Consider the following 25,972-nt stretch of genomic DNA (forward strand, 5'->3'; position numbering starts at 1 on the left):
TCATTGTGCCTACCGCTGGTATTTCTCGACCTTCTGCTCGATGGCGCCGAAGATCGAATGCCCTGATCTGTCCTTCATCTCGATGCGCACGGTGTCGCCGAAGCGCAGGAAAGGTGTCTTGGGCTCGCCTGACACAATGGTCTCGATCATGCGCAGTTCGGCGATGCAGGAATAACCGGCTCCGCCCGCAGAGACCGGCTTGCCCGGGCCGCCGTCGAGTTTGTTGGACACCGTACCCGAGCCGATGATGGTGCCTGACACCAGCGGCCTTGTGCGGGCAGCGTGAGCAATCAGGGCCGGAAAATCGAAGGTCATGTCGACACCGGCATCGGCGCGGCCGAACGGCTTGCCGTTGATGTCGGCAAGCAGCGGCAGATTGACCTTGCCGCCGTCCCAGGCATCGCCCAGCTCATCCGGCGTCACCGCGACCGGAGAGAAGGCGGAGGACGGTTTCGACTGGAAGAAGCCGAATCCCTTGGCCAGTTCCGGCCCGGTCAGCGCGCGCAGCGTGACATCGTTGACCAGCGTGATCAGGCGGATCGCGGCGCGCGCCTCATCGTGGCTGGCGCCCATCGGCACATCGTCGACGATGACGGCTATCTCGGCTTCCATGTCGATGCCGAAGGCCTCGTCCGCTAGACGGATCGGATCGCGCGGGGCAACGAAGGAATCCGAGCCACCCTGGTAGATCAGCGGGTCGGTCCAGAAGCTTGCCGGCATCTCGACGCCGCGCGCCTTCCGCACCAGTTCGACATGGTTCACATAGGCCGAGCCGTCGGCCCATTGATAGGCGCGCGGCAGCGGTGAATGCGCGTCATGCTCGTGAAAACGGGCCGCCGGCATCGCATTGTTCTCCAGCGATTCCGCTATGGTCGCGAGATGCGGCGAGATCCTGCGCCAGTCGTCGAGTGCGGCCTGCAGCGTGCGCGCCAGGAACGAGGCGTCGGTGTATTGCGTCAGGTCGCGCGAAACGACGACGAGTTTTCCGTCGCGTGTTCCGTCCTTCAGCGTGGCAAGCTTCATGCGGTTCCCTCTCCTGATGCGGCCTTGGCGCCGCTTAACTCCACAACAAGGCCGTCGCGAGCGATCGTCAAGTCGCCGGCCCATGTTTTCCTGACAGCGGCGATCCAGTCGACCTCGCCGATCTCGGCATCGTCGGCTGGAATGAGGTGATTGAGCACCAATCTTTTGACGCCGGCATCGCTGGCGATACGGCCTGCCTCCTCGGCAAAGCTGTGACTGGCGAGCAGATGTTCCCTGAGCCGCGCGCCATTGCCGGTTCTGGCAACCAGCCGCTCGATGCCTTCTTCCAGCATGGCTTCATGGACGAGGATAGCAGCGCCATCGGCAAAATCGGCCAGCGGCGGAAAGAAGGCAGTATCGGCCGAGAACACCACGCTGTTTTCGCCATGCTCGAAGCGCAGGGCGAAGCAATCGGTCACCGGCGGATGGTCGACACGCAGCGCCGTCACCTTCAGTCCGCGCTGCTCGACCACATGCCCTTGGACGAATTCGTCGATAGAGACCAACTCGCGAATATCGGGGCGGCCCTCGTCGGCGATGCGGATCTCGATGTCGAATTCCATCGCCTGACAAAAGCGCCGCCAGTAGTGGCCAAGCCCAGGCGGCCCGAACACGGTGACCGGCGTCGCCAAGCCAGCCGTCCATGCGGTGTGGATCAGCGGCCCGAGTTCCAGCACATGGTCGGAATGCAGATGCGTGATGAAGATCAGGTCGAGTGCCTTCAGGCTGACACCGGCATCGACCAGACCGCGCGTCACGCCGAGCCCGCAATCGACGACGATGGCTCGCCCGCCGATTTCGAGCAGCGTCGAGCTCGGCCACGGCCCGCCCGGCCGCAGTGCCGGACCGCCTTTCGACCCGAGCAGCACCAGCCGGTCCGGCATTGGCTTGCCGCTCAAGACCAGTCGCCCTCGGGCGTGCCATTGAACCGCTTCTTCAGGTCGGCCCAGCAATCGATGTAATTGTCCTGCCGGGTTTCGAGTTCGGCGCCGTAGCGGGTCAGCATCTGCGGAAAGCGGGTTTCGAACATGAAGGCCATGGTGTTGTCGAGCTTGACCGGTTTCAGGTCCGCGCGCGAGGCTTTTTCGAAGCCAGGCGCATCCGGGCCATGGGCCAGCATCAGATTGTGCAGGCTGATACCGCCGGGGACAAAACCTTCCTCCTTGGCGTCGTACTGGCCATGGATCAGGCCCATGAACTCGCTCATGATGTTGCGATGGTACCAGGGCGGCCGGAACGTATTTTCTGCCACCAGCCAGCGCGGCGGGAAGATGACGAAATCGATGTTGGCGGTGCCTTCCTCGCCGCTCGGCGCCGTCAGCACGGTGAAGATCGACGGATCGGGGTGATCGAACAGCAGCGCACCGACCGGCGAAAAGGTCGCCAGATCATATTTATAGGGCGCGTAGTTGCCATGCCAGGCAACGACGTCGAGCGGCGAATGGCCGATCTCGGTGACGTGAAAATTGCCGCACCATTTCACGATCAGCCGGCACGGCGTCTCCTTCTCCTCGAACCAGGCGCAAGGCGTCTTGAAGTCGCGCGGGTTGGCCAGGCAATTGGCGCCGATCGGGCCGCGGTCAGGCAGCGTCAGCTTGGCGCCGTAATTCTCGCAGACATAGCCGCGCACTTCGGCGTCGACCAGTTCGACCTTGAAGACGAGGCCGCGCGGCAGCACGGCGATTTCACCGGGCCGAAGCTCGATGACGCCCATCTCGGTGATGAAGCGCAAGCTGCCCACCTGCGGCACGATCAGCAGCTCGCCGTCGGCGTTGAAGAAATGATCGTCGGTCATCGAGCGGTTGGCGACATAGACATGGGCAGCCATGCCGGTCTGGCCAAGCACGTCGCCGGCGGTGGTGATGGTGCGCATACCCTTGATGAAGTCGGTCGGCTCTTTCGGCATCGGCACCGGATTCCAGCGGTACTGGCCAAGCGCCAGCTCGTGGTCGCCGACATTGGGGGCGCTCTTCCACAGGGGATAACTCGCCGCCTTGAACCTGCCCGTGTGCTTGACGCTCGGCCGGATGCGATAGAGCCAGGAGCGCTCATTGGTGCCGCGCGGCGCGGTGAAGGGCGAGCCTGAAAGCTGCTCGGCATAGAGGCCGTAGGCCGGCCGCTGCGGCGAGTTGCGTCCCTGCGGCAGTGAGCCGGGCAAGGTTTCGGTTTCGAAGTCGTTGCCGAAACCCGGCATATAGGAAAAGGCCATTGCTTCCTCCCGGATTGACCAAATTGGTTTCATTTGTAACCATCGAAAATGTAACTATCAATCTTCCGTTTTTCCCGGATGCGGACAATGGACATTCTCGAACTCGAAAGCTTTCTGCCCTACCGGCTCTACCGCCTTGCAGATGCGGTCAGCCGCGAATTCTCGAAGGTCTATAAGGACCGCCATGGCCTGACCCGGCCCGAATGGCGCACGTTGTCGGGATTGGGACAGCGCGGCACGATGACCGCGACGGAACTTGGCGAGCAGTCGGCCATGCACAAGACCAAGGTCTCGCGCGCCGTGGCCGAGTTAGAACGGCGGCGCTGGCTGGTACGAACACCTGACGAGAACGACCGCCGCGTCGAGCACTTGACGCTTACCAAAGTCGGGCTTGCAGCCTATCGCGAGATGGTGCCGCTAGCGCAGAGTTTCGAGCGGGAACTGCTGGCGAAACTTGGCGTGGACGAACGTGCGGCGATTGTGCGTGGGGTGGCGGCACTTGAAAGGGCATTGGAACAAAAGTAGCGCTGAAAGAATGGGGATAGGCTGGCGGGACAGCGCGCCCCTCCGTCCTGGCGCAAAGCTATCCCGTTATTTGATCTCCCCCTTGAGGGGAGATGTCCGGCAGGACAGAGGGGGCGCCTCGCGCAGACCGGATGGCGCTATGCGCGCGGTTACCAGTCCATCACCACCTTGCCGGAACTGCCGCTGCGCATCGCATCGAAGCCGGCCTGGAAATCGTCGATGCCGATGCGGTGCGTGATGAGCGCCGAGACGTCGAGCGGGCCCTGCACCAGGGCGATCATCTTGTACCAGGTCTCGAACATCTCGCGGCCGTAGATGCCCTTCAAGTGCAGCATCTTGAAGATGACCTTGTTCCAGTCGATCTCGAAACCAGTCGGGGCGATGCCGAGGATGGCGATCTTGCCGCCATTGTTCATGGTGTCGATCATGTCGCGGAAGGCAGGTGCGGCGCCCGACATCTCCAACCCGACATCGAAACCTTCAGTCATGCCGAGTGCTGGCATGACGTCGCGCAGCTTCTCCTGCGAAGCGTCGACGACATGCTGGACGCCGAGTTTCTTCGCCAGCGCCAGGCGCACCGGGTTGATGTCGGTGATGACAACCTTGCGTGCGCCGACGCACTGCGCCACCAGCGCGCCCATGATGCCGATCGGTCCGGCGCCGGTGACCAGCACATCCTCGCCGACCAGATCGAAGGACAACGCCGTGTGGACCGCATTGCCCAGGGGATCGAAGATCGCGGCAATCTCGTCCGGCACATCGTCGGGGATCGGCACCACATTGTGCTGGGGAATGGCCAGGTACTCGCCGAAGGCGCCCGGACGGTTGACGCCGACGCCGAGCGTGTTACGGCATAGATGTCCCCTGCCCGCGCGGCAGTTGCGGCAATGACCGCAGACGATGTGTCCCTCGCCCGACACCCGCTGGCCGACCTTGTATTCGGTGACCGCGGCACCAAAGTCGGCTACCGTGCCGACGAATTCGTGGCCGGTCACCATCGGCACAGGAACCGTCTTTTGCGCCCACTGGTCCCAGTTGTAGATGTGGACATCGGTGCCGCAGATCGCGGTCTTCTTGATCTTGATCAGCACATCGTTCGGGCCGATCTCCGGCACCGGAACCTCTTCCATCCAGATGCCCGGTTCGGCCTTGGCCTTCACCAGTGCCTTCATCATGTTCGACATTCTCTTGTCCCTTGAATCTCTTGATCCGGAATCGCTTTTCGCTACCGGCCCTTCAGGAAATCACGCCCAATTCCCTGCCGACCGCTCCGAACGCTTCCACGGCCCGGTCGATGTCGGCGCTGGAGTGCGCCGCCGACATCTGGGTGCGGATGCGGGCCTGGCCCTTCGGCACCACAGGGAATGAGAATCCAATGACGTAGATACCACGCTTCAGCATGCGCGCCGCCATCTCCTGCGCCAATGTGGCATCGCCCAGCATCACCGGGATAATCGGATGGTCGGCCCCGGCCAGCGTGAAGCCAAGCTTGCCCATCTGGGACCTGAACCGCGCCGCATTGGCATATAGGCGCTCGCGCAATCCGTCGCCATTGCGGATCAGCTCGAACACCTTGATCGAGGCGCCGGCGATCGCCGGCATCAGCGTGTTGGAGAAGAGATAAGGCCGCGAGCGCTGGCGCAGCCAGTCGACCACCTGCTTCTTGCCCGAGGTGTAGCCGCCCGAAGCGCCTCCGAGCGCCTTGCCGAGCGTGCCCGTGATGATGTCAACCCTGCCCTCGACACCGCAATGCTCGGGCGAACCGCGCCCGTTTCCGCCGACAAAGCCGACCGCATGGCTGTCATCCACCATGACCATGGCGTCGTATTTTTCGGCCAGGTCGCAGACGCCTGAGAGATTGGCGATGATGCCGTCCATGGAAAACACGCCGTCGGTGGCGATCAGCCGGAAGCGGCAATCCTTGGCTTCCTTCAGGCGTGCCTCGAGATCGGCCATGTCGTTGTTGGCGTAGCGAAAGCGTTTGGCCTTTGACAGCCGGACGCCGTCGATGATCGAGGCGTGATTGAGCGCGTCGGAAATGATTGCGTCTTCCTCGCCAAGCAGCGTCTCGAACAGGCCGCCATTGGCGTCGAAGCAGGAGCCGTAGAGGATGGTGTCCTCCAAGCCGAGGAACGACGAAATCGTCGTCTCGAGCTGCTTGTGTTCTTCCTGCGTCCCGCAGATGAAGCGTACCGAGGCCATGCCGTAGCCGTAGCGGTCGAGCGCCTGCGTGGCCGCCGCGCGCAGTTCCGCGCTGTCGGCAAGGCCGAGATAGTTGTTGGCGCAGAAGTTCAGCACTTTCTCGCCGCCGACCTCGATCTCAGCCGACTGCATCGAGGAAATCACCCGCTCGGACTTGTAGAGCCCGGCGGATTTCAACCCGGCAAGCTCGCTGTCGATATGGGAGAGAAATGCTGCGGTCATGATCGGGCCCCGTTTGACGTCGGCAGACTGTCGTCCCGCCCGCACAAAAAATCCATCGCAAAAGCGACGGATCAGGTGGCCGGGCAGCATCAGCTGGGACGTTCCGACATTGCCCAGGTGACCACCCGGAAACGCATGGGCCGACGAATGCTCAAATGCAGGCCGGCCGCGAAAGAACCCGATAACCATTTCGTGATCTTTCCGCCTCTCGTCCGCGCCGGCCGGCCGTCGATTTCCAGTCCTGTTAACGTTTGCAGTTCAATGGTGCTCGCATAAATCCGTTGGCGAGAGGACCGCCCCCGAACATGTCTCAGCAGCCGGTGCAAACCGTTTCAGGCAAGCTCATACTGCTGATCAAGGCTGGCTACTGGCTGGCGCTGCTGATCATTGCCGCCATGGTCGCGGCCTCCTTCGTCCTGCTGCAGCAGACGATGGCCACGCAGCAGCACAACAACACCTTGCTCGACATCGTCGGCACGCAGAAGACGCTGTCGCAGCGCATCGTCTTTCTGGCCAACGCAACGGGCGCCGCCTCGCGCGACAAGCAGCCGGCGCTGGTCAGCGCGCTGAAGCAGGCCACGGCGGAGTTCGAGACGAACTACGATCTGCTGCTCAAGCAGACGGGCGCGGATCCGCAATCGCCGGCCAAGCTCGATGCGAAGTCGATCCAGAGCGTGCTTTTCGCCAAGCCCTTCCATCTCGACTATTTCTCGGTTGGCCTGATCGCCAATGGCGACCGGCTGGTCTCTGCACTGGAATCGCAGCTCAATCTTGGCGACAATGGCGGCTACAAGGGCGGCGCCGACCGCGTCAATCTCGATGCCTCGGTCGCCAATGCCACGCTGTCGGGCTATGCCGCGCTCGGCCAGCGCATCAGCGCCGATGCCGACGAGCGCTCCGAAAAGCTGCTCTCCCTCCACCGCACGCTGTTCTACGCCACACTCGGCGTCATCCTGCTGGTGGCGCTGTTCATCTTCAGGCCGATGTCCAACGCGATCCTGCGCAAGACGCGTGAGTTGGTCGACGCGCGCAATTCGATGGCCTTCATCGCGGTGCATGACGGCCTGACCGGCCTGCACAACCGCACCTTCCTCACCGACCATTTCGAGACGCTGATCAAGGGCGCGCATCGCCGGCGCGAGCGCCTGGCCGTAGTCCAGCTCGACCTCGACCGCTTCAAGCAGATCAACGATACGCTGGGTCACGCCGCCGGCGATTATGTCCTGGTCGTGACGGCACAGCGCATGCGCGATTCCTGCCGCGCGTCGGATCTGTGCGCGCGGCTCGGCGGCGACGAATTCGTGATGATCCTCAACGGAGCCGGCAGCACCGAGGACATCAACATGCTGGCACGGCGCATCCTGGTGCACATCAACGAGCCGATCGTGTTCCAGGGCACCACCATTCTCCCGGGCGCCAGCGGCGGCATCGCGGTCTATCCGATCGATGCCGACAATGCGCAGGACCTGCTCGTCCATGCCGATCTGGCGCTCTACTCCGCCAAGAAAATGGGTGGCGGCAACTTCTCGTTCTTCTCCGAGGAACTGCGCCGCGAACTCGACTACCGCAAGCAGCTCGAACACGACATCAAGGTCGCCATTTCCGAAAAGGCGTTCCAGGTCTATTTCCAGCCGCAGGTCTCGCTGACCGACGGCACCATCAGCGGCATCGAAGCGCTCGTGCGCTGGAATCATCCCGAGCGCGGCATGATCTCGCCGGGCGAATTCATCCCGGTCGCCGAGAAATGCGGCTTCATGCCGGAGATCGGCCGTATCGTGATCAGCAAGGCGATCAACGAGGCCGCCGAATGGAACCGGACCGGGATTGCTTTCGGCCGGCTTGCAGTCAATGTCTCGGGTACCGAGTTGCGCGAGCATGATTTCGATGCGTTTTTGTTCGATACGCTGGAGAAAGCCGGACTGCCGCCGCAGAAACTGTCGCTGGAAATCGTCGAATCCGTCATTCTGGACGACGAGAAGACCGGCATCGCGGCGAAGCTGCGTCATATCAGGGCGGCCGGCGTGCATCTGGAGCTCGATGATTTCGGCACCGGCTACGCTTCGCTCAGCCACGTCAATCCCAACGAGATCGACAGGCTCAAGATCGACCGTCGCTTCGTGCAAAACATCCATGAGAATGGCGACAACTCCAAGATCGTGCGCGCCATCACTGAACTTGCGCGGGGGCTGGGCATCTCCATCGTTGCCGAGGGTGCCGAAACCGAGGCCGAGCTCGATTCGCTGATGGCGATCGGCTGCGACCAGGTGCAGGGCTATTCCATCGCCTTCCCGATGCCGCATGACAAGGCGCTGGAATGGCTGACCGCCCGCATGCCGAAGAAAGCCAGGCTGACGGTATTGCAGGGAAGCCTGGCGTAACCCGGCCAGCCTTGACAAGCAGCCGCGGAAATGGCGGCCTGTCCTGATCGCGAGGGGATAGCGGCCCCATGACATTCTTTCGGCTTGCCCTGGCAGCCATGTTGATGTCGGCGTTGCCTGCCCATGGCGCGGATCGCACCATCTATCTCACCTTCGACGACGGTCCGCTGAACGGTACAAGCAACATCCTCGACGTCTTGGAGGCCGCGCAGGTTCCGGCAACGCTGTTCATGGTCGGTATGCATGCCGAGGCCAGTGCGTCCAACAGGCCGGCATTCCTAGCTCTCTACGTTTTTCCGCAACGCCGCAAGCACCTGCGCAAATTCCGCCAGACGCTCGTCGGACAGTCCTTTGCGAAGCCGCTTGTCGAAGACGAGTGCCGCTTGCCGCAACGTCTCGAACAGCGCTTCTCCCGTCTCCGTCAATTCGACCAGGTGAACCCGGCGGTTAACGGGATCGCGCCGCCGCGTCAGCAGGCCCTGCGCTTCCATCGCGTTGAGATGATGGGTCAGCGTCGCGCCCTGGATGCCTATCATGCCGGCGAGTTCGCGCTGATTGGCAAGCTCGCTCGACTTGACAGACAGCAGCGTGAGCCAGACCGGCAATGTGCCGCCTGCTTCAACCAAGGCAGCGTCGAAGGCCTGGGCGACAAGCTTGGCGGTTCGGCCGAGATTCATGCCGACCGGCGGGCGGTCAAATGGTGTCATGATCTGACAGTAGAGCAAGCAGTGGGAATGTGAAACTTGGCTTCATGGTTGACATCTAACCGTTAGATATCTAATTTTGCCTTATTGATGGCATCGCAGCATGGTTGCGGCGCGTAGGCGGTGGGCGAATGAGAGGAATGCGGTCATGCAATATGTTTATATCGCCGTCATCGGCCTGCACGTCATGGCCGGCGTCTTCTGGGCCGGCACGACCATCGCGGTTGGCCGCGATCCGGACATCCGGGCAGAGCGGTTCTTCCGGCCGCAAATGGGCGCGGCCGGTTTGGCTTTCCTGACCGGTTTGCTGCTCTGGTATTTCTTTCATGAGGGTGCTTTTGGCTCGATGGAAAAGATACTGGCGCTCGGCATTTTGACGGCGCTGATCGCCGCCGGCGTGCAAGGCGCGCTTGTGGGCTCCGCCAGCAGGCAGCTTGCCGGCGCCGATGCCGCGACCCAAACGGCGCTGCGCGCGAAAATGACCAGGGGCGAACGCATAGCCGGCGGGCTGCTGGTCATCACCGTGCTCTGCATGGCGACCGCCAAGATGTTTTAGAATCGCACGGCCGGTGAAAGCCGATCATGCGCGGCGCGCAACGGACCAGAGCGGCAGGTGGCTCTCCTTGCAAAGGTCGTTGCGCGCCACCCGATCGTGATCAAATCCTGATCCCGAACCTGATCCCGTCATAGATGGCGGCGTGAATGTTGCGCGAGGCAACCGCGTCGCCGATGCGCAAGAGCACGAAGCCGCCATCCGCGTTGCGCTTGGGAAAAATGTCGCCGCCGTTGGCCAGACGCTCATAGTCGACCGCACCACCGTTCTTCGACAGCGGTTTCAGCGAAAGATACAGATCGTCGAGCGGCGCCGTGCCGTGCTCGACCACCACCTGGTCGACCCTGCGCTCTCCGCGCCAGCCATCGGCGAAATCCGAAGCGAGTTCCGCGATCAGTTGATTGCCCTCGCGCCGCACCGAGCGCAGGCGGGTATTGATGGTGACGGTGACGCCCTTTTCCTGGAAGGCCCTGACATAGGGTACGTGATTCATGCCGCCCATTTCGGGGGCGAAGAAGCGTTCCGGCGAAACCAGTTCCAGCTTCGAGCCGCTGTTGGCAATCAGTTCGGCCGCGCCCATGCCCTGATGGCCGCCATTGTCGTCGTAGAGCAGCACATTTTCGGCCGGCTTGACGCTGCCGGCCACGATGTCCCAGCTCGAGGTGACGAGATTGTCGCCGGAGGCCAGCGGCGGGTTCTGCGGCAGGCCACCGGTGGCGATCACCACGACGTCGGGCGCCAGCGCCAGAACATCGTCCTGTTCCGCCCAGGTGTCATAGCGGATCTCGACGCCGAGCCGGTCGAGTTCGGCCAGCCGCCAGTCGATGATGCCGATCAATTCCTTGCGGCGCGGGTTCTGGGTCGCCAGACGCACCTGGCCGCCAGCTTGTGATGATGCCTCGAGGATGGTGACTTGATGACCGCGCTCGGCTGCGACGCGCGCCGCCTCCAGCCCACCAGCGCCGGCGCCGACGACCACCACTTTCCGCTTGGGCCCTTCCGTCTTGACAATGACGTGCGGGATATCCGCCTCGCGGCCGGTCGCCGCATTGTGAACGCATAGCGCCTCGCCGCCTTCATAGATGCGGTCGAGACAATAGGTAGCGCCGACACAGGGACGTATCTCGTGCTCGCGGCCCTCCATCACCTTCTTGATGATGTGCGGATCCGCGATATGGGCGCGTGTCATGCCGACCATGTCGAGCTTGCCGGTGGCGATCGCATGGCGCGCGGTGGCGACATCGGAAATGCGCGCCGCGTGGAAGGTCGGGAATTTCGTCGCCGCCCTCACCTCGCCGGCGAAATCGAGATGCGGCGAAGACCGCATGCCGGTCACCGGAATGACCTTGGTGAGCGCCGCGTCGGTCTCGATCGAGCCCCGGATGATGTTGAGGAAATCGAGCTTGCCGGAGCCGGCCAGCCGCCTGGCGATCTCGACGCCCTCCTCCTTCGACAGGCCTTTGTCGAAATCCTCGTCGGCGACCATGCGGATGCCGACGACGAATTTCTCGCCGACCGCCGCCCGCACCGCATCGAGCACCATGTTGGTGAAGCGCAGGCGGTTGTCGAGCGAACCGCCATACTCGTCATCGCGATGATTGGTGGCAGGCGACCAGAAGCCGTCCATCAGATGGCCGTAGGATTCGAACTCGATGCCGTCGAGCCCGGCCGCCTGGCAGCGCTGGGCGGCCGACGCATAGTCGGCGACGATGCGCTCGATGTCCCAGTCCTCGATGGTCTTGGGGAAAGCGCGATGCGCCGGCTCGCGCACCGGCGAAGCCGAGAGCACCGGCAGCCAGTCGGCCTTGTTCCAACCCGTGCGGCGGCCAAGATGGGTGATCTGGATCATCACCTTGCAGTCATGCTCATGGCAGGCATCGGTGAGTTCGGCCAACCACGGCACGATGCGGTCGTCATAGACGTGCAGATTGCCGAAGGCAGCCGGGCTGTCGCGCGAAACGATCGCCGAGCCGGCGGTCATGGTCAGCGCCATGCCGCCCTTGGCCTTTTCGGCATGGTAGAGCCGGTAGCGCTCCTTCGGCATGCCGTCCTCCGAGTAAGCCGGCTCGTGGCTGGTCGACATCACCCGGTTCTTCAGCGTCAAATGCTTGAGCTGGTAGGGTTGGAGAAGCGGGTCGTTGCTGGTCATCGTCTTCCTGCCGTTTTAATTTGTGCTATGAGCGGCAAATCCAAGGGAAACCGCATATGATCGATACCAAAAATCTCACCCAGCTCGGCACGCACGTCGAGACGCCACAGAGCCCCGAAGCCGCGGTCCTGGAAACCGTGCCGTTTTCGCGCGGCGACGGGCCGCCGGCGATCGTGCGCTTTACCTGCCCGGAATTCACCTCGCTCTGCCCGGTGACCGGACAGCCGGATTTCGCCCACATCGTCATCGACTACGCACCCGATGCCGCCCTGGTGGAATCGAAGTCGCTCAAGCTGTTCATGACCTCGTTTCGCAACCATGGCGCCTTCCATGAAGACTGCACGGTGATGATCGGACGCCGCATCGTGGCCGCGACCAAGCCGCTCTGGTTGCGCATAGGCGGCTATTGGTATCCGCGCGGCGGCATTCCGATCGATGTGTTCTGGCAGACCGGCGCTCCGCCCGAAGGCGCCTGGCTGCCGGATACCGGCGTCACCCCCTATCGCGGGCGCGGCTAGTTCGGCCATCATTCGCACTGGTACTGGCTGAGCGCCCATTCGCCGGTCACCGACAAAAGGTCCGCTATCTTCCATTCGCCATCGACCTTCTTGAACTTCCATTCGAGGCGGTGCGGGTTACCGGCGACGACGAAGGCGACGATCACCTTGGCCTGGTCGCCATTGATCGCTTCGAGCGTCTTCAGGCTCTTGTCGATCTCGGCCTTGTCGTAGTCCGCATTGTCGAGCGCCATGTTGGGGTCCAGGCACTCGCCCTGCCCGGATTTGCGCAAGGCATCGCTCTTGTCGAGCACGGCTTTCGCCGGATCGATGAAATGGCCGCGCTGAGCAGGATCGACCTCCAGGCCGACCTGATCGTAGAACGGCCGCACCACCGCGGTCGGCGACCCCGGCTGGATTGGAGCGGCAGGCTCGCTTGGCGGCGATGCGACGGGTGGGGTCGGCGGCTCCGCGGCGCCGCCAGGCGGGGTTGCCGGCGGCGTCACGCTGTCATCGGGCGCGGTCCCGGCCGGAGCTTTTGCCGGCGGCGCGCCCAACAGCCCCTGAGCGGCCGCGCCGTTCAAGTCCGCCGCCAGCAGGCACACGGCCGAGAACAAAAGAAGCGTGCGACCGGCCATCGCATCACTCCGGATCTTGGCCCGCCATGCATTCGAGCTGGCTCAGCGTCCAGTCGCTGGTCTTCGATGCAATGTCCGATATCTTCCACTTGCCGTCGACCTTCTTCAGCGACCAGTGCATTTCGCGCTGCGAATCGTCTCCTTCCGGAAAAAGACTGAAACTCGCCACCACCTGCGCCGTATCGCCCTCCACCGTCTCGGACAGCTTCAGTGTCTTGGAAAGGGCCTTCTGGTCGAAATCCTGCGCGTCGAGGCCGGGGTCGAAGTCGATACAGGCGACCTGGTCCGGATTCTTCTTGGTGGCCTGGTCGTTGAGGTCGAACAGTTTCGTCACCGGCTCGGTGAAGCGATCGCGGTATTGCGCGTCGGCCTCGAACTTGACCTGCGGGACATAGAAGAACTTCACGGCGTCGGACGCCGGGCCGGCCAATGCAGCGGCTGGTGCGGCAATCGACAGGATGGCAGCGAGCAGCAGTTTCATGGATTTCCCCGAATGTTTGACTGCGGAAGGCAATCAATACCACGCATCGTGCATATCGGCTTTTTTGCGGCTCATGAAGCCTCCTCCGGGCGGCGCGTCTGCTTGCATAGATCAAATCCAACGATCCTTAGTTTCCGAAAGTGGCGATCGGCGCGTTGAGTTGGGAGCGCTCAGGCTTGACACCGAGCCCTGGGATCTGCGGGACGCGTATATGCCCGTTCTCGATCACGATCGGGTTTGCGGGATCGGTATGCCCTTCGATGTACTCCTGCGCGATCCAGGCTCCCTCAAAACGTCTCGGCTCGACGGTAGCGGCGAGGTGGACGCATGCCGCGGCGATGACGTCTCCGCCCCAGGCATCGTCGCAGCTGTGCGGAAGAGATCGTATCGCACACAGGTCGCGGACCGTGGCCATCTTGGTCAGACCACCAAGACGGGTGACCTTCAATCCGAATCCGTCGGCGATACCTGACGAAACTGCCCGAAGCACGGCATTCAAATCCTCGGTACTCTCATCGAGATAGATCGGATGCGTAACGCGCCCTTTGAGACCAGCGACTTCCTCCATGGTGTTGCAAGGCTGTTCGAACACGAACGGGATTGCCTGGCAAAGCCGATCGATGTGCAGCGCCGCGGCAGCGGTCAGGCCGCGATTGGCGTCGACGGCTATGCGGGCCCTGAAGCCAACCGCCTCCCATACTTTGTGCACAGTGGCGACGTCTTGTTCGAGATCCCGCCCGCCGATCTTGATCTGAAGCCGTGGATATCCGGCATTGACCTTGTCGGCGGCAATACGCGCGGTCTCGTCCGGAGCACCGACGGTCGTCGAGTAGTATGACGGCACGCGATCGGTGAGCGCACCACCGAGAAGTGTTGAAACAGGGACGCCCAGCCACTGGCCGGCGAGGTCGAGGAGAGCTATGTCCAAGGCCGCCTTGGCATAGTTGTGACCGTTCAGCCGTTCGTCCATTCGTTTGGCGAGGCGGCGCATGGACGCTGTGTTCTCGCCGATAAGTCCCGGCGCTATTTCAGCAATTGCCGCTCTCGCGCCCAGAGCATGCTGGGGTTGATAAACAGGGCCGATCGGGCAAGTCTCACCCCAGCCTGACAGTCCATCCTCGGTGGTGACTTCAACCAGCGTGCTGTCCAAATTCTGCACGGTGTCGCTGGCCATCCGGTAGGCACCGCCTTTAACAGGCAGAAGCATCTGATAGACTTTGATTGACCTGATACGCATTCAGACATTAGCCTCGTTCATGCCTTGCCTGGTCTGGCGCCTTTCGCCATGGTCAAAGACCAAGCGCCACCTTGCGCCCGTCATGAATGGCAAATGCCGCCTGTCTGGAGGCGGTACAATCGCCGATGGAGGTATGCGCAATTCCGCGCCTTTCGAGCTCGATGGACAGGCTGTCCTGCGCCATGCTGGTGGTGGCGAAGACCAAAGCGTCGGCCTCGACCTGCTGCCCGGTCCCGTCGAGCAGCGAAGCGATCCTGGCCACCCTGCCGTCCCAATGAACGACGGCGCTCTCGGTCACAAACCGCACCTTCAGCTTGGCGAGTGCCCGTCGCAGCGGCGCATCGACGGCCATTCGCTGAAGCTCTTTGCCGACCAGGGCGTCCGGTGTCACAAGCGTTACATTGTGACCATCCTCGGCGAGTTTCCAGGCGGTGCCGCAGCCCTTCCAATTGCCGCCATCGTCCAGCAAGAGAACATTTTTTCCCGGCCTCGCCTCGCGCGCCATCACCGCTTCGGCCGAGAGCACCGGACCGCCGCCCGGAATGCTCTCCCAGTGCGGCAAGGCCCGCTGGAAAGCGCCGTCCGGTGGCATCGAGCCGGTCGCCACGATGACGTGATCGGCGCCTTCGCGCTCGACATCGTCGGCCTCGACATACTGCCCGTAGCGGATATCGACCTGGAGCTGGCCGAGCTGGCGCTCATACCAGTCGATCAGGTCCAGAATCTGGGCACGGCGCGGCTGCAGCCCGGCAAGGCGGAACTGCCCCCCAAGGCGATCGGATGCCTCGGCCAGCGTGACGCGATGGCCGCGCTCGGCCGCGGCGCGCGCCGCTTCGAGACCGGCCGGGCCGCCACCGACGACCAGTACGCGCTTCGGCTGGCCGGCCGGAGCAAAGCGGTCGCCGCCCCACTCCCATTCCCGCCCCGCGGAAGGATTGATGACGCAGCTGATCCAGTAGTCACGGCTGCGCCGGCCCCAGCACATCTGGTTGCAGGACAGGCAGCCGCGAATGTCCTGCGGCCGGCCGGCGGCAGCCTTTGCAGCCAGATGCGGATCGGCGATCTGCCCACGCACGATGGAAACGAGATCGGCACGGCCTTCGCTCAGCACGCTCTCGGCGTTCTCGGGCGTGCGGATATGGCTCTCGGCGGTGATCAACGCGTGACGCACGGTGGATTTGAGCACGGACGCCAGGTCGGCACCGAGCTTCTCCGGGTAAACGAAGGTCGGCATGATCTTGTAGAAATCGAAGTAGGAACCCGTTCCGCAAGTGACATAGTCCATCAAGGCATCGCGGTCGTGGAGGTCGATGATCTCGGCCAGCGCTTCGCGCTTCAGCGCCACTTCGACTTCGGGCTCATCATTGATCGCGAGACCGATGATAAAATCATCGCCGCATTCCCGGCGAATCCTGGTCATCACCTCACGGCTCATGCGGGTGCGGTTTTCGAGGCTGCCGCCCCATCGGTCGTCCCGGCGGTTCGACCAAGGTGTCCAGAACTGGTCCAGCATCGAATGGTACGCCGCCCAGACCTCGACGCCGTCGAAGCCGGCCTGGTGGCAACGGCGCGCGGCCTGGACGAAGCCGTCGATCGTTTCTTCGATCTCGGCTTCGGACATCCGATGCGAGCCGTCGGAATCGTGGTAGCTCGGCAGGCCGGAAGGCGACCAACCGGGGTGAAACGAGTTGTCCGCGTCCGCGTGCTGACCGACATGGTAGAGCTGCTGGATGGCGACGGCGCCGTTGCCGCGGATCGCCTCCGTCACCTTGCGGAAATACGGGATGACGCGGTCATCGGACGGGCTGAAATTGCCACGGGTAAGCACGGCGGCCTGATGCACGGGCATCGGCTCGACCACGATCATGCCGGCCCCGCCGATGGCGCGTTCGGCGTAGTAGCCGACATGGCGTTCGGTCGGCAGCCCGTTCTCGGCCATGTTCGCCGTATGGGCTCCAAACACGATCCTGTTGCGCAATGTTTTGCCACGCAAGGTGGCCGGCTCGAACAAACGTTTGAAGACCCGGCCGGACATGCAAATTCTTCCCCATCGGCGGCATTGCGCCGGCGCAAGGGAGCGCCGGCGCTGTGTGGCAGAACTTCTGGCGTCAGGCGTCCAGCCAGACGTTCTGGAGGTCCATCTCGAAGGTCTGGTGGACGCCGAAGTTCTTCACCTTCTTGTTCGTGTGGCTGTAGAGCTTCTGCCAGAACGGCTGGATGATGACGCCGGAGTCCTGCAGGATCTGCTCGACATCCTTCATCACCTCCTTGCGCTTGGCGACATCGATCAGCGAGAGCGCCTGCTTGAGCTTGGCGTCGAAGTCGGGGTTGGAATAGGCCGATTCATTCCAGGCCTCGCCGGTGCGATAACCCAGCGCCAGCACCTGGACACCGAGCGGGCGCATGTACCAGATGGTCATCGAATAGGGATATTTCGTCCAGTCGTTCCAGAAGGTCGAGCCCGGCAGCACCGTGCGCTTGACCTTGATGCCGGCGTCACGCAGCTGGCCGGCGATCGCGTCGCCGGTGTTCTTCTGCCAGTCGTCCTCGATGGTGATCAGCTCGTGCTCGAAGTCGGCCTGCCCGGCGTCCGCCATCAGCTTCTTGGCGCCGGCGGCGTCGCGCTCCTTCTTGGGCAGGGCATAGTATTCGGGATGGATCGGGCTGACATGGTGGTTCTCGCCGACCGTGCCGCGGCCGTTGTAGCCGAGCTGCAGCACCGCGTTGTTGTCGACCGCCATCTGCAGCGCATTGCGAACGCGCTGATCGTCGTATGGCTTGTGCGTGATGTTGGTGCGGGCAACCAGCGTGGTGGCGGTCGCGACCTCAGACTTCTGCAGCCCCATCTTGTCGAGAATGTCGATGAAGTCGGCGGGCGACTCGAAATTGAGGTCGATTTCACCGGAATCGAACGCGTTCACGGTGGCGTTGAAATCGGTGCCGTAGTCGATGAATTCGATACCGTCGAGTGGCGCCTCGCCGCCCCACCATTTGCCGTTCTCGCGGCGCTTGACCACCGCCTTCTGGCCGACGTCGTAAGAGACCAACTCAAACGCTCCCGTGCCGATCGGCTTCTTGATCGGGTCGGCGCCATCGGCGTCGAAATTGCGGTGCACGATGAGCGCCGGATAATCGGTGAAATTGGGAATGAGCGAAATATCGGGCTCGCTGAGCTTCAGCTTGACCGTGTTGTCGTCGACCTTGGTGATGGCGCCGTCCCTGGCCTTGCCGGTCTTGGCATCGATCAGCGCACCGACGCGGGCCGCCATCGAGTTGCCGGCGACGCCCTTCTCGCACCAGCGCGTCACATTGTGCACCACGTCATCGGCGCTAAAGGCATCGCCATTGTTCCAGGCGACGCCCTTGCGCACATGCAGCGTGTATTCGGTGGCGTCGTCGTTGATGTCCCAGCTTTCGAGCAGCACCGGCTCGAAGGTGAATTGCCTGGTGTAGCGCACCAGCGGCTCCAGCCAGCAACGCGAGATATTGGCCAGTTCCACCCAATCGTAAGTGCGCGGATCCTTCTGCGCTTTCACCGCCATCGAGACGTGCAGCGTCCCGCCCTTCTTCGGTTCCTCGGCCACAGCTTGCGTCGGCGCGGCGAGGCCGATCATGCCATAGGCAAATGCCGTCGACGCACCAAGCGCGCTAGCCAGCGCCAGGAACTCGCGCCGGTCCATGCGACCCGCCTTCGCTTCCGCCGCCATCGCTTCGATAGCGGGCGGCACACGATCGCCGTTGCTTCTGAAAATCGTCATGTCATTCTCCCCTTGTTGTTCCCGTGAGGTCTTTGCCTGCTTTTTCAACTAACGCTGTCAGGCAGTTTTTCCTCGCGCCGCGCGATCAAATCCTTGAGACCGTCGGCAATGCCCTCGTCGAGTTTCGGCTCCTCATAGTCGGCAAGCATGTTGCGCGCCTTCTCGCGGCCGCGCGTGTCGTGGTCCTTCGCCCCTTCCGCCTTCCATTGTTCGTAGGAGTTGAAGTCCATGATGCTCGGCATGAAGAAAGCCTTCTCGAAATGCTCGAGCGTGTGCTGGGTGCCGAGGAAATGGCCCTGCGGCCCGACTTCGCGGATCGCTGCCATCGCTTCCTTGAAATCGTCGAAAGGCAGGCCGCCGGCATATTTGTACCAGCCGACAAGCTGTTCGCAGTCGGTGGCGAATTTCGAGTAACCGCAGGTGAGCCCCGCTTCCAGCCATCCGGCCGAATGCCAGATGTAGTTGGCGCCGGCGAGGATGGCTGCATGCATCAGCATGTTGGATTCGTAGCCGGCCTGGGCATCGTTGAGCTTGGAGCCGACATGAAAGCCCGACGTGCGCCAAGGCAGTTGGTATTTCCGCGCCAGCGCGCCCATCAGATACATCATCTGGGCGGCCTCCGGCGTCCCGCCCATCGGCGCGCCGGTCTTCATGTCGACCGTGACCATGAACTGGCCGTAGATCTGGGGCGAACCGGGACGGATGAGCTGGGTCAGGGCCACGCCGGCGAGCGCCTCGGCATTGACCTGCGCCACCGCGCCGACGGCCGACGCCGCGGTCGAGGCGCCGCAGAGCGCGAACGGCGCCAGGATCAGCGGCTGATTGTGGCTTGCATAGACCCGCATCGCATCGATCATGGTGGCGTCCCAGACCAGCGGCGAATTGCAGTTGGTGATCGCCACCAGCACCGGGTTTTCGCGGACGAACTCCTCGCCGAAGACGATTGCAGCCATCGCCATCGTGTCCTCGGCGCGCTCCTTGGACGTCACGATGCCCATGAACGGCTTGTCGGAATGTTTCAGCGCCGAATGGATGATGTGCAGATGCCGCTTCGGCACGGCGATTTCCATCGGCTCGCAGATGACCGAACTCGAGGAATGCAGCGCCGGCGCCATGTAGGCGAGTTTGTGGAAATTGTTGAGGTCGGCAAGCGTGCCGTAGCGCCTGTTGTTGTCGAGGTCGCGTATGTAGGGCGCGCCATACATCGGCACGAAGATCGAGTTCTTGCCGCCAACGCGGACCGTGCGCTCGGGATTGCGCGCATGGAGCGTGAATTCGGATGGGACTTTCGAGACGAGCTCCATCAGCAGCGCGCGGTCGATACGCACGCGCGTTTCCCTGACATCGGCCCCAGCCGCCTTCCAGAGCTCGATGGCTCCGTCGTCGCGGAATTCGCAGCCCACTTCTTCGAGTATCTTGAGCGACTCCTCGTGGATCAGTTCCACCGCCTCATCGGGAACGATCTTATAGACCGGAATCTGGCGCACCAGGGTCGGGAACGAGGCAATCGGCGCGCTCCTCATCGCCTTGCGCCCGAGACGGCCACCACCACGGCGATGGGTTTGCTCGGTCAATTCAGCGGCCGGTGCGTTCATGGAGCCTCCATCCCTTCGATCCCGGTCAACTTAGCGAGGTGAAATTCGACTGTGACGCTGGAAAATCCTGATCTCTTGTATAAGCTGAGCTTATGCGAAGCCTTCGCCACCTCCTGCCCTCCGCCGGCAGCCTGATCGTCTTCGAGGCGGCCGGCCGGTTGTCGAGTTTCACCGCCGCCGGGCGCGAGCTCGGCATGACGCAGGCCGCAGTTTCCTATGCCGTGCGCGGGTTGGAGGAACAGCTTGGCGCCACGCTGTTCCAGCGCCGCCACCGCCAGGTCAGCCTGACCGAGGCCGGCGAGCGCTTCCATGCCGACGTCTCGCTCGGCCTTTCCCACATCCGCAAGTCGGCGGAGGACCTGCGTCTGCAGGCGACTGGCGGCCATGTGACGCTCGCCGCCTCGACCGCCTTCGGCTCGTTCTGGATGATGCCGCGCCTGCAGAGGTTCCGCGACGAACTGCCGGGCATCGATCTGCGCATCCAGACCGGCGACCGAGATCTCGACATCATCGCGGAAGGCATTCCGCTTGCCGTGCGCGGAGGCGTGCCACGCGACTGGCCGGACTACCACTCGCTAGCGCTCTCCGACGAAGAGATCTTTCCGGTCGCGGGTCCCAGTTATCTGACGAAATTCGGCCGGCCCGAGACCGTCGAGCAACTGGCGACACACCGCCTCATTCATCTGGAAGAGCCCTATCGCGAGGCCCCGAACTGGGACGAATGGTTCCAGTCGGCCGGAGCCAGCCTCCGCAATGCGGAGCGTGGCTTGCGCATTAATGACTATGCGATTGTGATCCAGGCGGTCATGGAAGGGCAAGGCATCGCGCTCGGCTGGCGCCACCTTGTCGAGCGGCTGCTGTCGACCGGGCTGCTGGTGCCGGTGACGGACCATGTCATGAAGACGGGCACCGCGTTCTACGTCATCTGGCCGAAGAACCGCGAGCTCAGCGACAATGCGCGCAAGGTTAGGGATTGGCTGCTGGCGCAGGCGTAAAGTGGCCTCGCGCGCGCCCACCGAATCCGTGTAAGATCAGAGCATGCCCATCCGCCAGCTTTCCGAAACGATGATCAACCAGATCGCCGCCGGCGAAGTCATCGAGCGTCCGGCGAGCGTGGTCAAGGAACTGGTCGAGAATGCGCTCGATGCCGGGGCCAGCAAGGTAGAAGTCGTCACATCGGGCGGCGGGCTGAACCTGATCCGCGTCACCGATGACGGCTTCGGCATTCCTGAACGGGAACTGGCGCTGGCCATCGCACGCCACTGCACCTCCAAGCTCACCGAGGATATCAACGACATTCGTTCGCTCGGCTTTCGCGGCGAAGCGCTGCCATCGATCGGCTCGGTGTCGCGGCTGTCGATCCGCTCGCGCACGGCCTCTAGCGACAGCGCCGCAGAGATCGGCATCGAGGGCGGCCGCGTCCTGCCAATCAAGCCGGCGGCGGCCAATCGCGGCACCACGGTCGAGGTGCGCGACCTGTTCTTCGCCACGCCGGCACGGCTGAAATTCATGAAGGGCGAACGCGCCGAAAGCTCGGCCATCAGCGACATCGTCAAGCGCATCGCCATCGCCTTCCCCACGGTGCGTTTCACGCTGGCCGGTTCCGACCGCACGACTCTGGAACTGCCGGCTACCGATGACAGCGCGGACGGCAGCCTGCGCCGGGTCGCGCAGGTGATGGGCGCCGACTTTCCCGACAATTCCATTGCCATCGACGCGATGCGCGAAGGCGTGCACCTGACCGGCCATGTGTCGATCCCCTCCTTCACCCGCGCCAACGCATTGCAGCAATATGCCTATGTCAACGGCCGCCCGGTGCGCGACAAGCTGATCGCCGGAGCGATCCGCGGCGCCTTCGCCGACGTCCTGCCGCGCGACCGCCATGCGGTGACGGTACTGTTTCTTTCGCTCGATCCGGCCATCGTCGACGTCAACGTCCATCCGGCCAAAGCCGATGTCCGCTTCCGCGATCCGGGCCTCGTGCGCGGGCTGATCGTCGGCGCGATCCGGCAGGCGTTGGCCGATGCCGGCATCCGCTCGGCCACCACCGGCGCCGCCGGCATGATGGCAGCGTTTCGGCCGGGCAGCCCGTCCTATGCGCATCCCGGCCCGGCCAATGGCCATCGCAGCTACGACGCGGCCTATCGCGCTTCAGGCGCCGCCGGCTTCGATCCCGCGCGCTCGCCGCAGCGGCCGCTCGACATGCAATTCGACAGCCCGGGCTTTGAACACACCGGCGCAAGACAGGGCGGATTTGGCGAAAATGAGCAAGCTGCGTTCGATGCCGGCCCGCTTGCCAGCGCCGATGCGCGCGCCGGGCAGAGCGAGGCGGCGGAGACGCTGCTCGGCGCGGTGCTGGGGGCCGCGCGCGCGCAGGTGCATGAGAACTATATCGTCGCCCAGACCAGGGATTCGCTCATCATCGTGGACCAGCACGCGGCCCATGAGCGGCTGGTTTACGAGGCGCTGAAGAACGCGCTGCATGCGCGGCCGGTGCCGTCACAGATGCTGCTTCTGCCCGAGATTGTCGACCTGCCGGAGGAGGACGCCGAGCGGCTGGCCGTGCATTCCGAAACGCTCGCCCGCTTCGGCCTCGGCATTGAGCGTTTCGGACCGGGTGCGGTCGCCGTGCGCGAGACGCCGTCGATGCTCGGTGAGACCAACGTCCAGCAATTGGTCCGCGACCTCGCCGACGAGATTGCCGACAACGACACGGTCGAGACGCTCAAGGAACGGCTGGACAAGATCGCCGCCACCATGGCCTGCCATGGCTCGGTGCGCTCCGGGCGGCTGCTCAAGGCCGAGGAGATGAACGCCCTGCTGCGCCAGATGGAAGCGACGCCGGGCTCAGGCACCTGCAATCATGGCCGCCCGACCTATATCGAGCTGAAGCTGGCCGACATCGAGCGGCTGTTCGGACGGCGGTGAAACGGCTGCCCGGCGGCCAGCCCTCACTTCCTCCGCTGATATTTCCTTGTCCGTGAATTGAAGACGTAATCGACCGCGGTTCCGGCGCCACCGCCTCGAAAATTCACGGAAATGACGTCCTTGCCTCGCTCCACCCATTTCTCGACGTTCATATAGATGGTCGTCATCAGCATGCCGGCACTGCACGCATCGTCATCGGCGAAGGTAATTTCCTGGACAACCTTGCGGCTGCTCTTTTTGACGACACGCATTTTTTCCATGCAAAGGCCGGCGCTGGTATTCGTGTAAATTCCCGAAAACCTGTCGGTGGCTGTCTGCGCCCAGAAGGAAATCTCGACCGTGCCATCGATCTTCGCCTCGCCAGTGTCATCCAGGCTCGCTATTTTCTTGAGGGTGACGGGATATCTATCAGTGCCCTTGCTCCAGCTTCCGGTCATAGCGTTTCCATTGAGGTCGAGGGAGAATGGCAGCTTGTGGCATCGACAGCGGGTCTCGGCCCCTGCACAATTATCCGATAGAATTCCTTGTCGTCTGAAATCTCGCAAAGCACGAACTTGGTGCCGCTGACCGTGCCATACAGCGCAATCGGGCTCTGCTTCGCGTCGTAGAAGTAGCTTCCATCGACCTTTGGCGCGCTGCCTAAGCTATCATATGTCTGTATGGAGAAATGGATGGGAGACGGCCCGAGGAAACCCTCGTAGTTTTCCACGTGGTACCAACCCGCGACGGCTTTCGCGTTAAGCAGCAACAAGCAAACGACCGTTGAGATAAAACGTCTTCCCATCCCGACCTCGCAGCGCCCGCGACGACCATCCGCCAAGACCGAGTGACAGTTGCCTTGCCTTGCGGCAGCCGTCAACTGGCGATGAAATCGGTGGTTCCCGACACGAGTCAGGGAAAGATCGCAAGCTTTTGAATCAGCGTTTCAAATTCACCACGATGACACCGCCGAGCGCCAGCGCGCCGCCGAGGATGCCGAGCAGCGTCGGCACCTCGCCCAGCCAGAAGAAGCCGATCAGGGCCGACATCGGCGAGACCAGATAGAGGAAGTTCGAGGCACGCGCCGCCGGCAGGCGCGACAGCGCGGTTGCCCACGCCGCATAGGCAATCAGGCTCGGCACGATGCCGAGATAGATGACGGCGCCGAGGCCGGCAGTGTTGGCGACAGCGGCCTGCTGCAGAGCGGTGGGCAGGAAGGGCGCCAGGCAGAGCGCGCCGAGCACCATGTTGGACGCCGCGATCGTCAGCGGATGATGACGGGCAAACAGCGGCTTCTGGACGATGGTGTTGACGGCCGAGCAGAGGGCCGAGCCAAGTACCAGCAGCGCGCCGGCATTGAAATGAAGGCCATGCCCGTCGGCGACGGCGATGATGCCGATGCCGGCGAAGGAGATGACCGTGCCGATCCAGGCCAGGCCGGAGAAGCGCTCGCCGAGCAGCGCCATTGCCATGATGGCGGTAAAGATGGGACTGACATTGATGATGAAGCCCGCCGCTCCGGCCGAGACCGTCAGTTCGCCAAAATTGAGCATCGCCGTGTAGAGCGCGACGAAAATGGCGCCGCCAAAGGCGAAGCGCCAGAGATCGCCGATCCTGGGCAGAGCCGGACGCTTGACGGCAAGGAAGATCGCCGCCGGCACGGCGGCGATGGCAAAGCGCAGGGCGCCAAGCTCCAGCGGCTGAAAGGCGGCGAGCCCGGCCCGGATCGCCGGGAAGGCGGAGGCCCAGCCGATCACCGTCAGCGCCACGGCAATGGCTGCCGTGGTGTCCATCCGCTGTGTCGAATTCAACGTGCCTGTCGTCGTGCTCATCCCAGTGCCTCGGATTCTTCAGGTCTCGGGAGCAGGAAACGCCTTTCCAGGTCAATTGACAAACGACCAAATCGAGGGTCACCTGTGAGCATGGATCACAGCTCGAACAGTATGCTGCCCTTGGAGACGTTGCGCGCTTTCGACGCGGCGGCGCGCACGGGGAGCTTCTCGGCCGCCGCCGAAAAACTCAACCTCACACATGGCGCGGTCAGCCGGCAGGTCGCCAAACTCGAGGACTGGCTTGGCCTGAAGGTTTTCGAGCGCGGCGCGCGCGGCGTGACGCTGACCAACGAAGGCAATCGCCTGCATCTCAGGACCACCGAAGCCTTCGCGCTGATCTCGGTCAATTCCGACCGGTGGGTGGAGCCGCGCGGCACCGCGGTGGTGCGCCTGGCCTCCATTCCTTCGGTGAGCGGCCTGTGGCTGATGCCGCGCATGGCGGCGCTGGAGAACGATCCCACCCGCCTGCGCATCGTGCTCGATGTCGACAACCGCCAGGCCGATCTCGCCGACGAAGGCATCGATCTGTCGGTGCGCTGCGGTCGCGGCCGCATCCCGGGCCGTGTCTCGGTGCAACTGTTCGAAGAATATCTCTTCCCGATCGCCTCGCCCGGCCTCGCACGGGAGATCGGCAGCGGCGATCCAGCCCGGCTGCTCAAATTCCCGCTGATCAACGATTCCGACGCTTCGGGCTGGCGCGCCTGGTTGGCCGCGCAGGACATGGACTACCGGCCGCGCCCGCAAGACCGTCGTTTCGAGGATTACAATCTGGTGCTCGATGCAGCGGCTCATGGCCTCGGCATCGCGCTGGCGCGGCCGCCGCTCACCGAGCACCAGATACAGTCCGGCCGCCTCGTCGCCGTTGACGATCGCACCGTGCTCAATCCCGTTTCCTACTGGCTGGATCGTCCGGTGGGCCGGCCGCGCGCGGCCGCCGCGGATCTCGCCAGGCGCATTGCCGAACAGGCCGGGCTTGCTTCGGCAAGGCTGGAAGCTTTCCTGCAGGATGAGGATTAGGCTCTGACGCATCTCGGAGAATACGTGACGGCCGCTGCTGGAAAT

Annotated in this window: 22 protein-coding genes and 1 pseudogene; 8 read left to right on the forward strand and 15 right to left on the reverse strand. The window is 63.2% G+C overall.

Annotated elements, in window-relative coordinates:
• Nucleotides 1–9: 9 nt before the first annotated feature.
• From FJ943_RS09275 to hmgA, 3 genes are read right to left on the reverse strand one after another with little or no spacing between them, the layout of a single operon-like run.
• Nucleotides 10–1,023, reverse strand: coding sequence for a fumarylacetoacetate hydrolase family protein (locus FJ943_RS09275; protein WP_140717681.1), 1,014 nt, complete (start codon nucleotides 1,021–1,023; stop codon nucleotides 10–12).
• Nucleotides 1,020–1,907 carry an MBL fold metallo-hydrolase gene (locus FJ943_RS09280; protein ID WP_181174532.1) on the reverse strand — a complete coding sequence of 296 codons (888 nt, stop codon included), beginning with the start codon at nucleotides 1,905–1,907 and terminating at the stop codon, nucleotides 1,020–1,022. The genes FJ943_RS09275 and FJ943_RS09280 overlap by 4 nt, the downstream gene beginning before the upstream one ends.
• A gap of 11 nt (nucleotides 1,908–1,918) precedes the next feature.
• Entirely contained in the window at nucleotides 1,919–3,232 is a 1,314-nt protein-coding gene (hmgA, locus tag FJ943_RS09285; protein WP_140720876.1) for a homogentisate 1,2-dioxygenase, read from the reverse strand.
• Between the two features lie 87 nt (nucleotides 3,233–3,319).
• On the opposite strand from hmgA, the gene FJ943_RS09290 reads away from it, so the two are divergent.
• Complete coding sequence (locus tag FJ943_RS09290) at nucleotides 3,320–3,757, forward strand: MarR family transcriptional regulator (protein ID WP_181174522.1); 438 nt, start codon at nucleotides 3,320–3,322, stop codon at nucleotides 3,755–3,757.
• A 149-nt stretch (nucleotides 3,758–3,906) separates the two neighbouring features.
• Here the strand turns inward: FJ943_RS09290 and tdh are convergent, their stop codons facing one another.
• Nucleotides 3,907–4,941 carry an L-threonine 3-dehydrogenase gene (tdh, locus tag FJ943_RS09295; protein ID WP_015318326.1) on the reverse strand — a complete coding sequence of 345 codons (1,035 nt, stop codon included), beginning with the start codon at nucleotides 4,939–4,941 and terminating at the stop codon, nucleotides 3,907–3,909.
• A 52-nt stretch (nucleotides 4,942–4,993) separates the two neighbouring features.
• Nucleotides 4,994–6,181, reverse strand: coding sequence for a glycine C-acetyltransferase (locus FJ943_RS09300; RefSeq protein WP_140617110.1), 1,188 nt, complete (start codon nucleotides 6,179–6,181; stop codon nucleotides 4,994–4,996).
• Between the two features lie 305 nt (nucleotides 6,182–6,486).
• Between FJ943_RS09300 and FJ943_RS09305 the strand changes: the two genes are divergently transcribed.
• Together FJ943_RS09305 and FJ943_RS29920 are read left to right on the forward strand one after the other, a co-directional pair.
• Entirely contained in the window at nucleotides 6,487–8,559 is a 2,073-nt protein-coding gene (locus FJ943_RS09305; RefSeq protein WP_140720881.1) for an EAL domain-containing protein, read from the forward strand.
• Nucleotides 8,560–8,663: 104 nt separating this feature from the next.
• Nucleotides 8,664–8,804 (forward strand): annotated as a pseudogene (locus FJ943_RS29920) (polysaccharide deacetylase family protein); the annotation flags it as partial.
• A 33-nt stretch (nucleotides 8,805–8,837) separates the two neighbouring features.
• Here FJ943_RS29920 and FJ943_RS09315 read toward each other — a convergent pair.
• Nucleotides 8,838–9,266: a MarR family transcriptional regulator gene (locus tag FJ943_RS09315; RefSeq protein ID WP_015318329.1), complete on the reverse strand. Its 429-nt coding sequence runs from the start codon at nucleotides 9,264–9,266 to the stop codon at nucleotides 8,838–8,840.
• 145 nt (nucleotides 9,267–9,411) lie between these two features.
• On the opposite strand from FJ943_RS09315, the gene FJ943_RS09320 reads away from it, so the two are divergent.
• Complete coding sequence (locus FJ943_RS09320) at nucleotides 9,412–9,819, forward strand: hypothetical protein (protein WP_015318330.1); 408 nt, start codon at nucleotides 9,412–9,414, stop codon at nucleotides 9,817–9,819.
• A 100-nt stretch (nucleotides 9,820–9,919) separates the two neighbouring features.
• On the opposite strand, the gene FJ943_RS09325 is transcribed toward FJ943_RS09320, so the two are convergent.
• Nucleotides 9,920–11,965 carry an NADH:flavin oxidoreductase gene (locus tag FJ943_RS09325; RefSeq protein ID WP_140720884.1) on the reverse strand — a complete coding sequence of 682 codons (2,046 nt, stop codon included), beginning with the start codon at nucleotides 11,963–11,965 and terminating at the stop codon, nucleotides 9,920–9,922.
• 56 nt (nucleotides 11,966–12,021) lie between these two features.
• On the opposite strand from FJ943_RS09325, the gene queF reads away from it, so the two are divergent.
• Complete coding sequence (gene queF / locus FJ943_RS09330; protein WP_015318332.1) at nucleotides 12,022–12,483, forward strand: preQ(1) synthase; 462 nt, start codon at nucleotides 12,022–12,024, stop codon at nucleotides 12,481–12,483.
• A gap of 8 nt (nucleotides 12,484–12,491) precedes the next feature.
• Here queF and FJ943_RS09335 read toward each other — a convergent pair whose 3' ends face one another.
• From FJ943_RS09335 to FJ943_RS09360, 6 genes are all read right to left on the reverse strand, one after another.
• Nucleotides 12,492–13,100 (reverse strand): hypothetical protein, encoded by a 609-nt coding sequence (locus FJ943_RS09335; RefSeq protein WP_140617116.1) that lies wholly within the window; start codon nucleotides 13,098–13,100, stop codon nucleotides 12,492–12,494.
• Between the two features lie 4 nt (nucleotides 13,101–13,104).
• Nucleotides 13,105–13,581, reverse strand: coding sequence for a DUF3828 domain-containing protein (locus FJ943_RS09340; protein WP_015318334.1), 477 nt, complete (start codon nucleotides 13,579–13,581; stop codon nucleotides 13,105–13,107).
• A gap of 127 nt (nucleotides 13,582–13,708) precedes the next feature.
• The gene (locus FJ943_RS09345; protein WP_140720887.1) at nucleotides 13,709–14,818 is read right to left on the reverse strand and encodes a mandelate racemase/muconate lactonizing enzyme family protein; all 1,110 of its coding nucleotides are present in this window, start codon (nucleotides 14,816–14,818) and stop codon (nucleotides 13,709–13,711) included.
• A 52-nt stretch (nucleotides 14,819–14,870) separates the two neighbouring features.
• Nucleotides 14,871–16,853 (reverse strand): FAD-dependent oxidoreductase, encoded by a 1,983-nt coding sequence (locus FJ943_RS09350; RefSeq protein ID WP_140720890.1) that lies wholly within the window; start codon nucleotides 16,851–16,853, stop codon nucleotides 14,871–14,873.
• 73 nt (nucleotides 16,854–16,926) lie between these two features.
• Nucleotides 16,927–18,576: an ABC transporter substrate-binding protein gene (locus FJ943_RS09355; protein ID WP_140720893.1), complete on the reverse strand. Its 1,650-nt coding sequence runs from the start codon at nucleotides 18,574–18,576 to the stop codon at nucleotides 16,927–16,929.
• A 44-nt stretch (nucleotides 18,577–18,620) separates the two neighbouring features.
• The gene (locus FJ943_RS09360) at nucleotides 18,621–20,171 is read right to left on the reverse strand and encodes a trimethylamine methyltransferase family protein (protein ID WP_140720896.1); all 1,551 of its coding nucleotides are present in this window, start codon (nucleotides 20,169–20,171) and stop codon (nucleotides 18,621–18,623) included.
• A 92-nt stretch (nucleotides 20,172–20,263) separates the two neighbouring features.
• On the opposite strand from FJ943_RS09360, the gene FJ943_RS09365 reads away from it, so the two are divergent.
• Entirely contained in the window at nucleotides 20,264–21,166 is a 903-nt protein-coding gene (locus FJ943_RS09365) for a LysR substrate-binding domain-containing protein (protein ID WP_140720900.1), read from the forward strand.
• Nucleotides 21,167–21,209: 43 nt separating this feature from the next.
• Nucleotides 21,210–23,099: a DNA mismatch repair endonuclease MutL gene (mutL, locus tag FJ943_RS09370; RefSeq protein WP_140720903.1), complete on the forward strand. Its 1,890-nt coding sequence runs from the start codon at nucleotides 21,210–21,212 to the stop codon at nucleotides 23,097–23,099.
• A gap of 23 nt (nucleotides 23,100–23,122) precedes the next feature.
• On the opposite strand, the gene FJ943_RS09375 is transcribed toward mutL, so the two are convergent.
• Together FJ943_RS09375 and FJ943_RS09380 are read right to left on the reverse strand one after the other, a co-directional pair.
• Nucleotides 23,123–23,536 carry a hypothetical protein gene (locus FJ943_RS09375; protein ID WP_140720906.1) on the reverse strand — a complete coding sequence of 138 codons (414 nt, stop codon included), beginning with the start codon at nucleotides 23,534–23,536 and terminating at the stop codon, nucleotides 23,123–23,125.
• 480 nt (nucleotides 23,537–24,016) lie between these two features.
• Nucleotides 24,017–24,910, reverse strand: coding sequence for a DMT family transporter (locus FJ943_RS09380; RefSeq protein WP_140720909.1), 894 nt, complete (start codon nucleotides 24,908–24,910; stop codon nucleotides 24,017–24,019).
• A 90-nt stretch (nucleotides 24,911–25,000) separates the two neighbouring features.
• Between FJ943_RS09380 and FJ943_RS09385 the strand changes: the two genes are divergently transcribed.
• Entirely contained in the window at nucleotides 25,001–25,927 is a 927-nt protein-coding gene (locus tag FJ943_RS09385; RefSeq protein WP_083883064.1) for a LysR substrate-binding domain-containing protein, read from the forward strand.
• Nucleotides 25,928–25,972: the final 45 nt, after the last annotated feature.

The organism is Mesorhizobium sp. B2-3-10, assembly GCF_006442275.1.
GTDB classification, from domain to species: Bacteria; Pseudomonadota; Alphaproteobacteria; order Rhizobiales; family Rhizobiaceae; genus Mesorhizobium; species Mesorhizobium australicum.

Bases quoted from the DNA above. Each gene is read 5' to 3' on its own strand.
- FJ943_RS09275 (WP_140717681.1), bottom strand. From the start codon at position 1,023: ATGAAGCTTGCCACGCTGAAGGACGGAACACGCGACGGAAAACTCGTC.
- FJ943_RS09280 (WP_181174532.1), bottom strand. From the start codon at position 1,907: ATGCCGGACCGGCTGGTGCTGCTCGGGTCGAAAGGCGGTCCGGCACTG.
- hmgA (WP_140720876.1), bottom strand. From the start codon at position 3,232: ATGGCCTTTTCCTATATGCCGGGTTTCGGCAACGACTTCGAAACCGAA.
- FJ943_RS09290 (WP_181174522.1), top strand. From the start codon at position 3,320: ATGGACATTCTCGAACTCGAAAGCTTTCTGCCCTACCGGCTCTACCGC.
- tdh (WP_015318326.1), bottom strand. From the start codon at position 4,941: ATGTCGAACATGATGAAGGCACTGGTGAAGGCCAAGGCCGAACCGGGC.
- FJ943_RS09300 (WP_140617110.1), bottom strand. From the start codon at position 6,181: ATGACCGCAGCATTTCTCTCCCATATCGACAGCGAGCTTGCCGGGTTG.
- FJ943_RS09305 (WP_140720881.1), top strand. From the start codon at position 6,487: ATGTCTCAGCAGCCGGTGCAAACCGTTTCAGGCAAGCTCATACTGCTG.
- FJ943_RS09315 (WP_015318329.1), bottom strand. From the start codon at position 9,266: ATGACACCATTTGACCGCCCGCCGGTCGGCATGAATCTCGGCCGAACC.
- FJ943_RS09320 (WP_015318330.1), top strand. From the start codon at position 9,412: ATGCAATATGTTTATATCGCCGTCATCGGCCTGCACGTCATGGCCGGC.
- FJ943_RS09325 (WP_140720884.1), bottom strand. From the start codon at position 11,965: ATGACCAGCAACGACCCGCTTCTCCAACCCTACCAGCTCAAGCATTTG.
- queF (WP_015318332.1), top strand. From the start codon at position 12,022: ATGATCGATACCAAAAATCTCACCCAGCTCGGCACGCACGTCGAGACG.
- FJ943_RS09335 (WP_140617116.1), bottom strand. From the start codon at position 13,100: ATGGCCGGTCGCACGCTTCTTTTGTTCTCGGCCGTGTGCCTGCTGGCG.
- FJ943_RS09340 (WP_015318334.1), bottom strand. From the start codon at position 13,581: ATGAAACTGCTGCTCGCTGCCATCCTGTCGATTGCCGCACCAGCCGCT.
- FJ943_RS09345 (WP_140720887.1), bottom strand. From the start codon at position 14,818: ATGCGTATCAGGTCAATCAAAGTCTATCAGATGCTTCTGCCTGTTAAA.
- FJ943_RS09350 (WP_140720890.1), bottom strand. From the start codon at position 16,853: ATGTCCGGCCGGGTCTTCAAACGTTTGTTCGAGCCGGCCACCTTGCGT.
- FJ943_RS09355 (WP_140720893.1), bottom strand. From the start codon at position 18,576: ATGACGATTTTCAGAAGCAACGGCGATCGTGTGCCGCCCGCTATCGAA.
- FJ943_RS09360 (WP_140720896.1), bottom strand. From the start codon at position 20,171: ATGAACGCACCGGCCGCTGAATTGACCGAGCAAACCCATCGCCGTGGT.
- FJ943_RS09365 (WP_140720900.1), top strand. From the start codon at position 20,264: ATGCGAAGCCTTCGCCACCTCCTGCCCTCCGCCGGCAGCCTGATCGTC.
- mutL (WP_140720903.1), top strand. From the start codon at position 21,210: ATGCCCATCCGCCAGCTTTCCGAAACGATGATCAACCAGATCGCCGCC.
- FJ943_RS09375 (WP_140720906.1), bottom strand. From the start codon at position 23,536: ATGACCGGAAGCTGGAGCAAGGGCACTGATAGATATCCCGTCACCCTC.
- FJ943_RS09380 (WP_140720909.1), bottom strand. From the start codon at position 24,910: ATGAGCACGACGACAGGCACGTTGAATTCGACACAGCGGATGGACACC.
- FJ943_RS09385 (WP_083883064.1), top strand. From the start codon at position 25,001: ATGGATCACAGCTCGAACAGTATGCTGCCCTTGGAGACGTTGCGCGCT.